The organism is Sphingomonas sp. Leaf37 (genome assembly GCF_920939475.1).
Taxonomy (GTDB): Bacteria; Pseudomonadota; Alphaproteobacteria; order Sphingomonadales; family Sphingomonadaceae; genus Sphingomonas.
Map to the genome: position 1 here is coordinate 424821 of NZ_CAKLAX010000003.1, position 15644 is coordinate 440464.

Sequence of the window (15644 nt, forward strand, 5' to 3'; positions counted from 1 at the left end):
CCTCTTAGAAACACGATGTAAGCGCATGCCATCCCCTCCTCGACCCGGACGGCTTCTGCCGCCTCGATGATAAGGAAAATGACGGGTTTAGGATCTTGTGTCAACATAGTTGTAACACAACTTGTCGTACTTAAGGCGTGACGGCAGCCCGCGATCGAACGGTCAACGCAATCGGATATCCCTCCGGCGTGGTCCCGTAGCTCCCCGGCCATGCCCAGGCCGCACGGGCGAGCAACCGGTCCAGCTCGCCCGGTTCCGGCTTGATCTCCTTATACGGCCACGCCGCCATCTGCTCGCGATAGCGCGCAAGGAAATCGGTCGCGGCGCGCAAGCCCCGCCCCTTGTCGTCGCGCCAGTTCCACAGATCCTTGCCGACGCACGCAGCAAGATCGGCAACGTCATAGGCTGGCGACAGCGCATAGATCGAATAGTGGAAACTGCGCGTTCGTGCGAGCTCGGCCGGCAGCCGGCCGTCCGGTGTGAACTGCGCCACGATCCGGCGCTTCGGGAACGCCTCGACGGTCTTGCGCGCGACATCCAACCGGCGGGCGAACAGTGCATAGTGCGTGATCTGATCGTCGTACCAGATGCCGTGGTTGTTCTTTGCAGCCTGTTCGTCACGGCCGTTCCGGCTCGACTGCATCCAGTCGACGTAGCGGCCGAACCAGACCTCGAGCGCGTGGATTTCCGATGGGGTGAGCGCCTTCGCCGGCGCGATCAACCCGATCGTCTCGATCACCGGCTGGAAGGCGTTGGTGTCGAGCACACCTTCGGCGCGGCCATCCTCCCGTCCGCGCACGGCCTGTGCGAAATTGGCGTTGGGGTTCATCGCCGTCGCCGGATCGAGGAACCACGCACGGATCGCCCGTGCCGCTGCGGCGGCATAGCGCTCGTCGTCGGTATAATAATAGGCCAGGCCGAGTGCCTGAACATCGCCGCTCATACGACCGATTGCGGTCCTGTCGTAACCGTTACCGTCGCGAGCAGGATTCACCTCTCCATCGCGGCGGACATATGGCCCTTTCGGATTGGCGGGATAGGGCCACCAGTACGGAGCGATGCTGAGATAGTCGTGGCGATCACCGGACGGCGGGATCATCCTTTTGTCCATCACCGATCCCGGCTCGCGAACACGTGCGGCATCGGCACGCGCGATCATCTGCCGATAGGCCGCGTCGATCGCCGGATCGTCGGGACGCCGCGCCTTGATGATCCGAAGCTGGTCGGGATGAAGGAGAAAGGTCCGTCGACCGTCGAACGATGCGGAATACCCTTCCGCTGCGCGACAGGACGCTACGGTCGTGGATTTGGGCTCAAGCTCGGAAAAAGCCGCCGCTGCGCCCGAAAGCGCAGCGGCAGTGGCGGCAAGGCCGATGGGGAGAAATGATACCTTGCCAAGCTTGATCACAGGCGCACCCGAAACCCGAAGAAGTATTGCGCACCACTGTTGGACACCTCGGCGATGCTGTCGTAACCGCCCTTGTAAAATATGTCCTTGGTGCCGGTGACGTTCAGCGCCTGCGCCTTCAGCTGAACGTTCTTGGTGATGTTATACTGCGCCGACAGGTTCAGGTAGGTGCCCGCACGCACCGAACGATTGGTGCCGCCGTTGGGCTTGTAGTAGCTCGACCGATAGCGTCCGTTGGCGCGCAGCGAGAGGCCCCATTTCTCGAAATAGACGGATCCGTTGCCGGTCCAGTTCGACAGGCCGATGAGATTGGCGGGTTCGACTTCGTTGAGGATCGGCGTGGTCGACTGGATCGGCGAGGTTTCGGGGAATTCGAAGTCTGCCCAGGCACGTCCGACCGAGCCGCTGACGCCGAAACTGTCCAGCGGCGATGGCAGCCAGGTGAAGGCGTGGCTCAGCGATGCTTCGAACCCGTACAGGTGACGCGTCTCCAGATCGTTGGCCGGCGCGACCGGCGAGATCGTGAAGTTCTGCGTCTGGCGCGGTGCGCCCGGCACCGTCGTCGTGGTGGTGACGGTAATGTCGGTCGGGATCGGCTCCGACCGGCCGATTACCGCACCGGTGATCCACTTGTGATAGCCCGCAACCGCGAACAGCGTGTCCTTCGACGCATAGAATTCGACGCTGACGTCCGCGTTCCAGGCCCGCAGCGGCTTGAGGTTCGGGTTGCCGGTCGTCGCGTTGAAGATGATGTTGTTGGTGCCGGTGCCGGTCGACGGATTGAGGTTCACGCCCGCACCGAAGCTCTCGATGCCGGAGCGTGCGATCGCCCGATAGGCCGCGAGGCGCAGCTTCAGCTGATCGCTCAATTCGAACGCCAGGTTGCTGCTCGGCAGGAAGTAACGGTAGTGTCCCTTGGCGGTGTTCTGCGTCAGCTGCCCGGTCGGATCCACCGCCACCGTATAGGTGTCCGCGCCCGGATCGATCGTGATCAGATAGGCTTGGCGGAAGCCCTTCGACGTGATCTTGGTATCGACGAAGCGGCCGCCGATGTTGCCGCTGAACGGAATTGTGCCGGCATCGCCGCGGAAGCTCGCCATCGCATAGGCGGCGTAGATGCTCTCACGCACGTCGATGTCGCTGGGATCCCGCCCGTCCGCCGGATACGGCAGCGCATCGTCGCTACCCGTGAAGGTGCGGAACAGGCAGTCGTTGTCGAACGTCGCCCACTGCCGCACGTTCGTGCCCTGCCCCGCCATGTAGGACTGGGTGGTGAACGGCGCGCGACAATTCTGGTTCGCGGTGGTGATCAGCTGCGCCGGCGTCTGTCCGTTCAGCGCGACGAGCGTGTTGAGGTCGGCATTCCGCGCATTGTCGTTGGTACGGTGATGATTGCTGTAACGGGCACCGAACTTGAAAGCGTTGAAGAAGCCCTCCAGCTCGCGGTTTACGTCGAACCGACCAGCCCAGATGGCGTCCTTGCGATCCGTGGCGAAGCGGTTGCGCGCATAGACGGCGTTGGCGGCGGTGTTGAGGAAGTTCGCCGGGTTGGTGACATCGAAGTTGTCGAACACGACGTTCGGCACGACATCGTCGTCGAGGTAGCTCAGCGTGTAGCCGACGCGGTTGGTCGAGCGCATGCGCGTCTGCTTCTGTGTCTCGGTACGATGCGACTTGGAATAGGAACCGTCGGCGGTGAACTGCCACGGTCCCGGCGTGTAGCTGAGGGTTACGCCTCCGCCGATATAGTCCTCGTCGCGGTTGCGGCGCTCCAGCTGGTCCTCGACGAAGCTGTTGCCGCGGTAGCTGATCAGCGCGCCCTTCGAATAGCCGTTGTCGCCGGTGCCGATCACCAGCGGTTGAACGCCGCGCAGGCCTTCGGTGATGCCCAGCACGTTGCGCTTTTCCAGGCTGTCACGCGTCGAATATTGACCGTCGAACGTGATGTCGAAATCGGGGGCGGGCCGCCATTGCAGCGCACCGATCAGCGCGTTGCGCACCTCTGCGGTCTGCTGCGTGCGGAAGCTGCGCGAGCTGTTGGCGTAATATACGTCGCCGCGGGTTTCGCCGACGGTCGTGCCGGTGACGGCGCGCGGCGCGTTCGCGAGCGCACAGTTCGCGCTTGCGCCGGCTGCGGTCAACTGCGCCGCCGTCCCGGTCAGGAGCGACGGATTGAGCGCGCTGGTGTTGCACGGCTGGAACGTGGCGTTGGCGTTGTAATAGTCTTCCGGCGCGGTCGTGTCCTGACGCTGGAAGCCGATCGACAGGCCTATGTCGCCGATGCCGGTCTTGAACACGTCGGTGTAGGAGAGGTTGGCGCGATAGCCGAGGCCGTCTTCCTGATAGACGTCGTCTGCCTTCGGCTGGAAGTCGCCACGGATCTCGAACTGCAGACGGCGTTTGCCGTAGTCGAGCGGCTTGATCGAGCGCAGTTCGATGACGCCGCCGACGCCACCTTCGAGGAAGTCGGCCTGCTGTGTCTTGTAGACGAGCACGCCGTTGACGAGCTCCGACGGGAATTGCTGGAACGCGACGGAGCGGTCGCCGCCTGCCGTCGAGACTTCGCGCCCGTTGAACGTCGCGAAGCTGAGCGTCGGCCCCAGGCCGCGCACCGACAGTTCGTTGGCATTGCCCTTGAAGCGGTCCGCAGAAACGCCCGCGATCCGCTCCAGCGTATCGCCGACGCTATTATCCGGCGTCGCGCCGATTTCATCGCTGACGAGGCCATCAACGACGACGGTCGCGTTGCGCTTCAACTCGATCGAGGTCCGCTGCGTCGCGCGTGCACCGGTGACGACGATGTCTGCGCCAGCCTGTTCGCCGGCGTCCCGTGCGGCCTGTGCGATCGGATCGACGGGTCCGGCGACATCGTCCGCCCGCGCCTGCGTCGGATCCTGCGGCGCACCTTCGGGCTGCACGGGGTTGGGCTGAACGCTTGGCGAAGCCACGCTGCCGCTGTTAGCCGATCCTTGAACTGGCGCCTGCTGCGCCGCGACAGCAACTGGCACCATGGCCAGGAGTGCCGCCGATCCCAGCAGCACCGAGCGACCCTTGGCCTTCGCAGATGTCCGTACCAGCACTTTCCATCCTCCCCTTGACGGTGCGGTGATGCTCAATGGCTCACTGCTACCGGTGTCATGTCGTTTCAATGTCATACAACTATGGAAAACACTGTCAACGGCTGTCGCTCATGTTGTCGTACATCAATACGAAAAATTTTGCTGATTCATGATGCTTTGGAAGCGTCGTGACGCGTGAAGCCGGCTCGATTTTCAATGCTTGGGTCGGGCAGGCATGGTGGCACATGCCGACCGTTTCGTCGGTCGCTGGCTGCAACATCATCCGGAAGGGCGATCGGATCGACGGCTTCGGGACGGGAACCGACTAAGACCGCTTCCCCGGATCGGCATCACCTGCGCACGCCTGTTTGCGCCAGATCATACATAGCGGTCCCGGCCAGCACATAGGCGCCGGTGCCGTAATATTGCGTCTCGGAGGCGGAGACCGCATCCGGCCGATCGCTTACCTGCTGCACCCAGCCGAGCATGCCGCCAGGCTGAACGGCCCTGTTCAGCGCCTCCCAGCCGCGGATGGCCGCTGGCTGATAAATCCGCCGATCGAGAATGCCCGCCTTTACACCCCACGCGAAGGCATAGGTGAAGAAGCCCGTTCCGCTCGACTCCGGAGGCGTCCCGCTGCCGTTGTCGAGCAGGGACGGTGCCCAGTAACCATCAGGCTTTTGCAGCGCCACCAATCGACCCGCCATGTCGCGGAACATCTTTACGTAGTATGCGCGATGTGGGTCGCCGCGAGGCAAGGTGTCGATCACACGGGCCAAGCCGGCCATGACCCAGCCGTTGCCCCGGCTCCAGAAGAGCTTGCGTCCGGCCGCATCCCGACGATCGAAGAAACGGCTGTCCCGAAAGAAGAGGCGCTCGGCGGGATCGTAGAGATAGTCGGCGGTCGCGCGAAACTCGTCATGCACGAACGTCGCGTAGCGCGGGTCGCGCAGCGTGCGCCCCAGGCGCAACAGCGTCGGCGGCGCCATGAAAAGCGCGTCGCACCAGCACCAGCGATCCGTACAGGCCGAATCGCCACTGCCGGGCTTTCGCGGCACGAATGCCAACGCTCCCTGCGGGCGGTGACTGAAGACGTTGTCGAAATACGCTTTCGCAGGTGCGATCGCGGTACGCCCGCCACCATGACGCGAGGCCCATTCCCACGCCTGGGCGATCAGCTGGTCATCCGCATGGAAGGGCTTGTCGCCCAACCGCCATTGCTGCGCGCGGCCAAGTTCCAGCAGGGGGGCGACGTAGTGCGGATCACGATCCGCGAGCTCGGTCAGCGCGACCCAGAATGTCGCCTGCTGCCAGTCGCGCGGATTGCGGGCACTGGCGCGTGCGGCCGGCATGTGATCGATGCTGTCCTTATGAGCCAATTGCCAGTCGGCCACGCGACGGGTCGACGCGAGTATCGCATCCGGGGTCGGGAGAACCGGCTGCGCGGCAACAGCCGCGACCAGAGCCAATGGTACCAGCATCATGGGCACACAACCTTTCCCTTAATGGGTTGAACTTCGATTGCCGACACGGTGACCCGCAGAGCGCCCGTCGTCGTCATGACGAACGGCGCGGTAACGCGACCCGCATCGCCGCCGGCCATACAGCCGACAGGGACGCGAAGCGTTTGCCAGCCCTGCCCTGCCAGATCCCTCAGCGCCCGGGTCACGTCGCGTTTCCCCGTACACCCTGGTCCGCAACGCAGTTCGACTGCGACGGGCGCGGCGGGAGCGGCATCGACCTTGATGGCGAGCGTCAGCGCCAATGGACCATATCGCGACCAGTCGGCAGCGCGCGGTTCCGCTATCAGCAGCGATCCGCGCGAACGGCCACTCCACGCGGCCTCGACCGAATCCTCCTGCCGGTCGCGATCCACCAGGCGGACTGCCACGGACCCGTTGTTCGCTACGCCGGTGACCGTCTGCGGGCTGTCGTTGGCTCCGTCGATCTTCAGCGAGCGCCCACCCTGTGCGCGACCGGCGCTGAACAGAAAGCCCACCGGCGATCCCCCACCCTCCTGAACGCCTGACACTTCCGGCAGGACATTCCACGAGGTGCGTTGTCGAAGGGTCAGGCCGTAGCCAAACGGGAATAACGGCCGGTAACCGGTGTCACCGCTATTCAGTGGCAGGCCTTTGGCATCGGCAGGCCACGAGAAGGGCAACCGGCCCCGGAAGTCGAAATGGCCGAACAGCACGTCCGCGACGCCCCCGCCTTCTCCACCGGGCAGCCATGCGGCAACGAAGGCATCCGCGCTGTTGATGTGCCGGTTGATCCATAGGGGACGTCCGGACAGGAACACAGCGACCACCGGTATGCCATCCGCCTTCAGCCGCTTCATGGTCGCAAGTGCATCATGCGTGTCGTCGAACAGCAGGTCGGCGCGATCCCCCTGGAATTCCGCGTAGGGATCTTCGCCGAAAACCACCACCGCGACATCCGGTCTGGCGGAGTAGCGGCCCTCCGGCGCGATCTCGACATGACCGCCCCCGCGCCTCACCGCCTCTGCAATCCCGGCACCGATCGACTGCGCATGGGGGAAGTGTTCCGGCTTGGTCCCGGTGCCCTGCCACGTCAGCGTCCAGCCTCCCGACTGCTTTGCGACGTCGTCGGCACCATCCCCCGACACGAGGACGCGAGCAGACGCCTTCAGCGGGAGGACACCCTGGTTCTTGAGCAGCACCAGCGATTCCCGAACGGCCTGCCTCGCGATCGCGCGATGTTCCGCCGACCCGAGCAATTCGTAGCGTCCGGCGAAAGGACGCGATGACGGACGTCCGGCCTCGAACAACCCGGCGCGCAGCTTGACCCGCAGGATGCGCCTCACGGCATCGTCGAGCCGCGCCATCGGCAGCGTCCCCGTCCGCGCCGCCGCGAGCGTTGTGGCATACAGCTGGCGCCAGCTTGCCGGCGCCATGTACATGTCGAGCCCCGCCGCCATCGATGCGGGACAGTCTGTCGGCGAGCAGCCGGGAACCTTGGCATGGCCATCCCAGTCGCCGACGATCAGGCCATCGAAACCCCAGCGATGCTTCAGCACGCCCGTGAGCAGGTCGGCGTTGCCGTGCATCTTGACGCCGTTCCAGCTCGAGAAGCTGGCCATGACCGACTGTACGCCCGCGCTCAGCGCCGCGCGATATGCCGGCGCGTGCAACCGGATCAACGTGGCCTCGTCGCTCCTGGCGTCGCCGCGATCGCGACCATCCAGCGTACCCCCATCGGCAAGGAAATGCTTGGCGGTCGCTATGACGTGACCGCCCTTCAACCAGTCGCGATCGCCGCGTCGACCCTGCAGTCCCTCCACGTAGGGTCCGGCGTACGACGTGACCAACGCCGGATCTTCCGAGAAGCTTTCGTACGTCCGGCCCCAGCGATCATCGCGAGCGACGGCGATTGTCGGCGCGAACGTCCAGTCGAGGCCGGTCACCCGCAGCTCCTTGGCCGTCACCTCGCCGATCTTCCTGATCAATGCCGGATCACGCGCTGCCCCGAGACCGATGTTGTGCGGGAAAAGCGTTGCACCGACGATGTTGTTATGGCCGTGCACGGCATCGCTTCCCCAGATCACGGGGATGCGGGGCAATGTGCCGTTCGGCCGCATCGACGCATCGTAATAGGCGTCCGCCGCCGCGACCCAGGCTGACGCGGGCCCGAATTCGTCGCCACCCGGTGACGAGCTGCCGCCGTTCAGCACGGATCCGAGATGATATCTGGCCACGTCCTCCGGCGTTGCGCTCGCGATGTCCGCCTGGATCGTCTGTCCGACCTTCTGATCCAGCGACATGGCCGCCAGCATCGCCTCGATGCGCCGTTCGGCCGCCGGGTCGGCCGTTGATGTCGCCACGGCAGGCCAGCGTTCCGGGTGGATCTCTCGATTCATTTGCGCGCCGGCCGCCACCGCGACACACGATGCCATACCTGCCAGACCGATGACCACGCGCCGCACGATGCTCTCCCTCTTCGCCGATCGACGCCGACTGAAGACACCTCTTTCCTTTTCCGCCGCAGCTGTCAATAATGTTGTCACACAACCAGCCGAACGGCAGAGGGGATGGTCTGATTGCCGCGCGATCGTTCGCCGGACTTGCCGTCGTCTGCCCAGCGCAAACGGGGACCGCATGTCACGATTGATGCCCAGCTTCACCCTTCTCGCCCCGCTCATGCTGGGCTGCGCATTGGCCGGACATCCGAACGCCGCTGCAGTCGGAGAAGACGTTTGGGCGGCGGTGTTCGCGCCCAGCGCGATCCGGGACGCCTTCACGAACTCGCAACGTCGGATGGGAGAGCACGACGATCAGCGCGCACCGGTCCGGGTCGTGGCCGGACAGCCGTTCGTCTCCTACACGGGCGCAGCATCGGATCGTGGCCTCGATGTCTACGGCCGAGGCGACGGGCAGGCCTATGGCGACGGTCGGGCGCCACACTTCAGCCCGGCGGATCGCTGAGATGCTGCGATCCGTGACAAACCAGACTTCTGCTGCAACAGTGCCCGCCAATCGCGCATCCATCATTCCGATGCAGAACAGAAGCGAGCCAATGCCGATAACGAAAGCCGCCTCTCTCGCCGACAGTCTGGTCCAGCAGTTCGAACAGAAGATCGAGAGAGGCGAACTGCCACCCGGTTCGAGGTTCCCGACCGAGAAGGTGGTGACGGAAGAATTCGGCGTCAGCCGAACCGTGGTGCGGGAGGCATTCGCCCGGCTGACGGCGCGTGGACTCCTAATTTCGAAGCGGGGATCGGGAGCCTATGTCGCGGATGGCGCGCAATACCGCGCGTTTCAGGTAACGCCGCAGGAAGTCAGCGCGATCGAGGACGTGCTCAAGCTGCTCGAAATGCGCATGGGATTCGAAACCGAGATGGCACAGCTCGCCGCCGTGCGCCGTTCCGATGACGATCTCGCCGCGATGAGAATGGCGCTGGATGCGATGGGACAGAGTCAGGACGTCGATGCCTCCATCGCCGCCGACGCGGCTTTCCACGGGGCGATCGCCCATGCGACCGGGAACATCTATTATACGCGTTTCACGGAGTTCCTGGGCGTTCGCTTCATTCCTTCCCGCCGGCTCTATCTGCAAGCCGACGATCCGGTGATCCATGCGGGCTACGCCGCCACCATCAATCGCGACCATCTCGCCATCTACAAGGCCATTGCCGCCGGCGATGCCGCCAAAGCGGGCAGGGCGGCGCGCCAGCACATGCAAAAGAGCTTCGAACGCTATGACGCGCTCGCTGGCCGGGCTTTCACGAGCGACCCGACCGCCACCTTGTAGAAGGCCATGATCGGGAGGTCGGATGCCCCCGCGAAAGCGGAGAGCGGCCTTCCGACCTGCCTCTTCGATCGCCTGTGTCATCCGGTGAAGAACTTGTCGAAAGGGTTCAACTTGCTCCGCTCAATATCGATGTTCTGCGCAGTCGTCCTGCTCGCATCGACGAACGGGGTGCTGGCTCGACAGCCGGACACCACCACCACGATTGCCACGTCCCCGCTCCTGGTTGCCGGAGATCTTCGTCCGGGCATCGACCTTGGCGGGACCTGGCACTATTCCGTCGATCCCTATCGTTCCGGCATCGCCGGCTTCCACGGTGGAGCGCCAGGTCGCAGCGAGGCACGCTGGATCGACATCGATGTCGGCGAAACGATGCGCCAGGAACCACGCAGCCTGTTCGAATTCGATATGGACCGCGCACCGACTGCCACCTTGCCGGGAAGCTGGCTCATCCACGCGGCCGAGATGCGGCACTATCAGGGACTGGTCTGGTATCAGCGCCACTTCACGGCAAGGAAAATGCCCGGCAGGCGCGTGTTTCTACGCTTCGGCGGGGCCAATTACTCCGCGCGCGTCTACCTCAACGGCCAGTCGATCGGTCAGCACGAAGGCGGGTTCACACCGTTCGCCTTCGAGGTCACGCAGGCACTTCGGAACGGCGACAATCAGATAACCGTCGGCGTCGATTCGACACTGACGAAAGCGACCGTTCCACCTCCCGTCACGGACTGGGAGAATTATGGCGGGATCACACGCGACGTCCGCCTGATCGATACGGCGGATACCTACGTCGATGATGCCTGGATCAGGCTGACACGGGATGGTCGTATCGCCGCGGACGTGCATCTCGACGGACCACAGGCCGCTGATCGGGCCGTCACGTTGAAGATCGACGCTCTCAGGGTGACGCTGCACGGGCGAACCGATTCGAACGGTGATTGGCGGGGCCGGTGTTCTCCTCCGCGTACGCTGAAGCGTTGGTCACCGGACGAACCCCGACTGTATGACGTCCATGTCGAGGCCGGGGAAGATACGTGGCACGATCGCATCGGGTTCAGGACCGTCGCGGTGCGTGGATCCGAAATCCTCCTCAACGGCAAGCCGATCTTCCTGCGCGGCGTGAGCATCCACGAGGAAGAGCTGGGGTCGTATCCCGGTCGTGTAATCACCCCCGCCGCCTCGCGCGCGCTGCTCAGCGAAGCCAAACAGGGGCTGCACGCCAATTTCGTCCGGCTTGCCCATTACCCTCATTCGGAACTGACCACGCGCATGGCGGATGAGCTCGGAATGCTCGTCTGGAGCGAGGTGCCCGTCTATTGGCTGATCGCGTGGGACGACCCTGCGACACTGGCTGCCGCGCGACGCATGATCGCCGACAACATCCACCGGGACCGCAACCGTGCCGCGATCGCGATATGGAGCGTTGCGAACGAGACGCCCGTCACTCCGGCCCGCAACGCTTTCCTCGGAACCCTCATCCGGGACGTGCGCGGTCTGGACGACACCCGGCTCGTGAGTGCCGCTCTACTCGTCGATCGGGCGAAAAGCGTCGATCATCCCGTGATGACGATGAACGATCCGCTCGCCGGCCTGCTCGATGTCATGAGCATCAACACCTACAACGGCTGGTACAGCGACGATCGTCTGCCGGCCCTCGGCCGGTCGGAGTGGCGCCTACCCGGTGACAAGCCGCTCATCCTCTCCGAATTCGGCGCGGATGCAAAGGCTGGCTTCCACGACGATCGCTCCGAGCCCCAGAAGTTCTCCGAGGAATTCCAGGCCGACTATTATCGTGCGACGCTCGCCATGGCGATGAATATCCCGACGTTGCGGGGCATGTCGCCCTGGATCCTTAAGGATTTTCGTTCACCGCGAAGGCAGAACGCATTCCAGCAGGGCTGGAATCGCAAGGGTCTGATCTCGGAGACAGGGCAACGCAAATCCGCGTTCGATGTCCTGTCCGCATTCTACGCACGTCAACGGAACGCTGGCCCCATGATGAAGACCGCGAAGTGAGCACGCTATGCTGATGACACAAACCATGCGCTGGTTCGGACCGGCGGATCCGGTCAGACTCATGGATATCCGGCAATCCGGAGCAACCGGCGTCGTCACCGCCCTTCACGACGTTCCGAACGGCGCCGTGTGGACCCGGGAGGCGATCGAGAGTCGACAGGCGACGATCAGGGCAGCTGGCCTGGAATGGTCCGTCGTGGAGAGCCTGCCCGTCGACGACGGGATCAAAACCGGACGTGGCGACTGGTCGGCGCTGGTCGATGCGTATTGCGCGAGCATCGTCAATCTCGCCGCCTGTGGCATTCGGGTCGTAACGTATAATTTCATGCCCCTGCTCGACTGGACGCGTACCGATCTCGCCTACGCCCTGCCGGATGGCGCGCTGGCGCTGCGATACGAGCACATCGCAGTCGCGGCATATGACGTACACATGCTGAAAAGGCCGGGTGCGCAGGACGACTATGACGCCGCGACGCTTACTGCGGCAGAGACCCGGTACCGCGCGATGTCAGAAGCGGAACGTCTGCGACTGGAACGCACGATCATCGCAGGCCTGCCGGGTAGCGAACAGCATTTCGATACCGCAGCATTTCGACAAGCGTTGGGCAGCTACGCCGGGATCGATGCGCAACGCCTGCGCGCGAACCATGTCGCCTTCCTCGAAGCGGTGTGTCCGACGGCGGAAGCCGCGGGCATAAGGCTGGTGGTCCACCCCGACGATCCGCCCTTTCCGCTGTTCGGACTGCCCCGGGTCGTCAGCGACGAAGCCGATCTGACGGCACTCTTCGCCGCCGTACCGAGTCCCGCTAACGGCCTCTGCTTCTGCACGGGGTCGCTTGGCGTGCGTGCGGACAACGACCTGCCCGGCATGATCGATCGCCTTGGCGATCGCATCGGCTTCCTCCACCTGCGCTCGGTGCAGCGGGAAGCGCACGGCGCGTTCCACGAGGCGCCGCATCTCGAGGGTGACGCCGGCATGGTGGAGGTCGTCGCGGCGATCCATCGCCTGTCGAACAGAAGCGGCAGAAGTATCCCGATGCGCCCGGATCACGGCCACCAGATCCTCGACGACCTGACGCGTACGACCAACCCGGGCTATTCCCTGCTCGGCCGCATGCGCGGGCTTGCCGAACTCCGCGGCCTCGAACGCGGCGTGGCCGCCGCCCTCGCTTGACCGAAGAACGGGCGGCTGCGGCCGCCCGTTCCCGGCGTCAGTATTTCGCGCGCAGGCCGATGGTGAAGCGCCGCTCGGACAGCGCATAGCTGTTGATCGCCAACGGATTGAAGTTGCTGATCTCGACCGTCGCCGAGTCCTTGGGGATCAGGTTCTGCGCCTGGAGCGAGAGGGCGACGTGGTCGGTGAGATCAAGCCCGATCTGCGCATCCAGCTGCGACCGTGCCGCGATGACGTCGGGACGCCCCTGCGTGAATTCGAACACCGCGTCGTCGCGCCAATTGTACGCGATGCGTGCGGACAGTGGCCCCTTTTCGTACAGGCCGACCAGATTGTAGCTGTGCTTGGACGTCGCGACGAGCGGGAAGCCGTTGCTGTCCTTGCTGTCGGCGAAGGTGTAGTTCGCGATCACGCCGAATCCGTCGAGCGGCGATGGCAGGAAGTCGAGGAACTGGGTGACGCCCACCTCGAACCCCTTCACCTTGGCCGATGCGACGTTCTCCGGCCGGATAACCCGTACGACGCCCAGATTCTCGAAGCCGGGAATGACCTGCTCGGTCGTGTTGGTCGCGATGAAGTCCTGCACGTCCTTGTAGAACAGCGCTGCCGAAATCAGCGACGTACGGCTGGTGTAATATTCCAGCGACAGGTCGAGGTTGCTCGCGATCGGCGGGGTCAGCTGCGCATTGCCACCGGTCAGCGTCAGGTTGGTCGCATCGACGAAGGTCGACGGCGCGAGCTCGGCGAGTCCTGCACGTTGCAGCGTCTGCGATGCGGACAGCCGCAGCAACAGCTTGTCGGTCGCGTTGAACGTCAGGTTCACGCTCGGCAGCACGTTGATGTAGCTGTTGCGATCGGTCTGCGGCAACAGCGCTGCGCCGCGCTGGGTGAAGGTATCCACCTTGAAGTCGGTATGCGTGACCCGCACGCCGGCGTTGACGCGCGTCGGCATGCCCAGCACCTGCCCCTCGGCATCGAACATCAGATAGCCGGAGACGGTGCGTTCGCGCAGGTCGTAGTCGCGTGTCGCGTTCCGGCGCAGCGTTCCCGCCGGATCGCCGCTCTGGTTCGGCTCCGCCGCCAATACGCGATCGAGGATGAAATCCACGTCCGGTACGCCGGTCAGGAACTGGCGCGGGAAATTGCCGGGGATGCTGGACAGGAAACCGGCGTTGCCGCTGTCGAGATACGGTTGCAGCGTTGCGATGCCGACGTCGGCACGGCTGCGGAACGCCTGGGAATCGCCGCGCAGATCGACGTAGCGCACGCCCGCCTTCAACTTGACCCCGTCGCCGGCGTCATAGCCTGCATCGAGCCGGCCCGCCCATTCCGACAGATTGGCCGGCAGCTTGTTCGCGCGCAGCGTGAGAAGGTCGGTGCGAGCCGGATAGTTGGCGACGAGCGTCGGATCGAACACCGCCCCGGATGCGGTGTTCAGGGTCAACGACGGGATCGTCGAGTTGCGAAAGTCGAAGCTGCCCGCGACGGTGTTCGCGGATTGCAGCGTCACGACTTCGATTTCCTGCCGCAGGGTGCCGCGGCTGTAATAGCCGTCCGCCTCGATCGTGAACGCGCCGCTTTCATACTTGCCGTTCAGGCCGGCGAGGTAGCTCGTCGCAGGATCGCGACGTACCTGATTGCCGGTGCGGACGTTGCCGACGGCGGTACCGGCCACGATCGCGTTGCCGTCCAGCACGGGATTGGTGATGATCCTTGCCGTCGCGCTGGTCGGCATGTTGAAGGCGATGAACTGGTTGGTCCGGTTGGCATTGACCTTCGAGTACAGGCCGTCCGCGGTCAGGACGAATTCCGGGCTGACCTGGAACTGCACCGACCCGTTGAGCCCGAAGCGCGAACGATCGATGTCGACGTTCTCATATTGCAGCAGGCGCGGCGCGGTCAGCGTCGTCGTGCCGCCGTTCAGGCTGTTGAAGAAGTTGTTGCGTTCGAACAATTGCAGGTTCGACGTCCGCTTCTGGTATTCGCCCGAGATGAGCACGCCGATGCGGCCATCGGCGAAGGTGGTCGTGAACAGGCCGGTGACGCCCGGTTCGAACTTGTCGGCCTCCTGCGAATAGGTGCCCTGCACCTGCCCGGTCAGCGTCGTCTTCTTGAAATCGAACGGCTTCGGCGTGACCAGATTGACCGTGCCGCCGAGTCCGCCCTCGACCTGGCTCGCGAGCGGCGATTTGCGCACCTCGAGACGGCCGAACAGCGACGATGGCACCGAATCCAGCCCCGACGACCGACCGAGATTGTCGTTTTCGGGCGGCGAAACGCGCGCCGAGAAGCCGAGCAGCGTCCGGCCGTCGACCTCGACCCGGACCTGTTGCAGCCCGCGGATGTTGACCGCCTGCCCTTCGCCGAACACGCGCGTGATCTGGACGCCGGTCACCCGCTGCAACGCTTCCGCCACATTGGCATCGGGCAGCTTGCCGACGTCCTCCGCCGTGATGACGTCGAGGACCTGCGCCGAATCCCGCTTGATGTCCGCCGCCTGCGCCAGCGAGCGCCGAATGCCTGTGACGATGATGTCACCGGAGGCGGTGGCCGGATCGTCCGCCTGCGTCGGCGTGGCCGATTGCGCCGTCGCTTCCCCGGTCGTGGGCTGGTTACCTGCCACCTGCGCGGCGGCATGCCCGTGAAAGGCCAGCGCGATCGCCGATGCGCAGAACAGATAGGTCGTTTTCATCCAGCCCCTCCTCGGTTGCCATACCCG

The 15644-nt window shown here is 64.4% G+C and carries 10 protein-coding genes; 4 read left to right on the forward strand and 6 right to left on the reverse strand.

The window, feature by feature from the left end:
• Positions 1 to 130: 130 nt before the first annotated feature.
• From LRA87_RS11750 to LRA87_RS11770, 5 genes are all read right to left on the reverse strand, one after another.
• On the reverse strand, positions 131 to 1408 hold the full coding sequence (locus tag LRA87_RS11750) for an alginate lyase family protein (RefSeq protein WP_230631648.1): 1278 nt from the start codon (positions 1406 to 1408) through the stop codon (positions 131 to 133).
• Complete coding sequence (locus LRA87_RS11755) at positions 1405 to 4356, reverse strand: TonB-dependent receptor (RefSeq protein ID WP_230631649.1); 2952 nt, start codon at positions 4354 to 4356, stop codon at positions 1405 to 1407. Before LRA87_RS11755 ends, LRA87_RS11750 begins: the two co-directional genes overlap by 4 nt.
• 226 nt (positions 4357 to 4582) lie before the next feature.
• The gene (locus LRA87_RS11760; RefSeq protein WP_230631650.1) at positions 4583 to 4750 is read right to left on the reverse strand and encodes a hypothetical protein; all 168 of its coding nucleotides are present in this window, start codon (positions 4748 to 4750) and stop codon (positions 4583 to 4585) included.
• Positions 4751 to 4817: 67 nt separating this feature from the next.
• Positions 4818 to 5951, reverse strand: coding sequence for a glycoside hydrolase family 88/105 protein (locus LRA87_RS11765; protein ID WP_230632264.1), 1134 nt, complete (start codon positions 5949 to 5951; stop codon positions 4818 to 4820).
• The gene (locus tag LRA87_RS11770; RefSeq protein WP_230631651.1) at positions 5948 to 8413 is read right to left on the reverse strand and encodes a glycoside hydrolase family 3 protein; all 2466 of its coding nucleotides are present in this window, start codon (positions 8411 to 8413) and stop codon (positions 5948 to 5950) included. The genes LRA87_RS11765 and LRA87_RS11770 overlap by 4 nt, the downstream gene beginning before the upstream one ends.
• 172 nt (positions 8414 to 8585) lie before the next feature.
• On the opposite strand from LRA87_RS11770, the gene LRA87_RS11775 reads away from it, so the two are divergent.
• The 4 genes from LRA87_RS11775 (at position 8586) to uxuA (ending at position 12925) form a co-directional block, all read left to right on the forward strand.
• Entirely contained in the window at positions 8586 to 8912 is a 327-nt protein-coding gene (locus tag LRA87_RS11775; protein ID WP_230631652.1) for a hypothetical protein, read from the forward strand.
• Positions 8869 to 9738, forward strand: a complete 870-nt coding sequence (locus tag LRA87_RS11780) for a FadR/GntR family transcriptional regulator (RefSeq protein WP_230631653.1) — start codon at positions 8869 to 8871, stop codon at positions 9736 to 9738. The genes LRA87_RS11775 and LRA87_RS11780 overlap by 44 nt, the downstream gene beginning before the upstream one ends.
• Before the next feature lie 111 nt (positions 9739 to 9849).
• Positions 9850 to 11751, forward strand: coding sequence for a glycoside hydrolase family 2 protein (locus LRA87_RS11785; protein WP_230631654.1), 1902 nt, complete (start codon positions 9850 to 9852; stop codon positions 11749 to 11751).
• A gap of 7 nt (positions 11752 to 11758) precedes the next feature.
• Positions 11759 to 12925 carry a mannonate dehydratase gene (gene uxuA / locus LRA87_RS11790; RefSeq protein ID WP_230631655.1) on the forward strand — a complete coding sequence of 389 codons (1167 nt, stop codon included), beginning with the start codon at positions 11759 to 11761 and terminating at the stop codon, positions 12923 to 12925.
• A 37-nt stretch (positions 12926 to 12962) separates the two neighbouring features.
• Here the strand turns inward: uxuA and LRA87_RS11795 are convergent, their stop codons facing one another.
• Positions 12963 to 15617 carry a TonB-dependent receptor gene (locus tag LRA87_RS11795; RefSeq protein WP_230631656.1) on the reverse strand — a complete coding sequence of 885 codons (2655 nt, stop codon included), beginning with the start codon at positions 15615 to 15617 and terminating at the stop codon, positions 12963 to 12965.
• Positions 15618 to 15644: the final 27 nt, after the last annotated feature.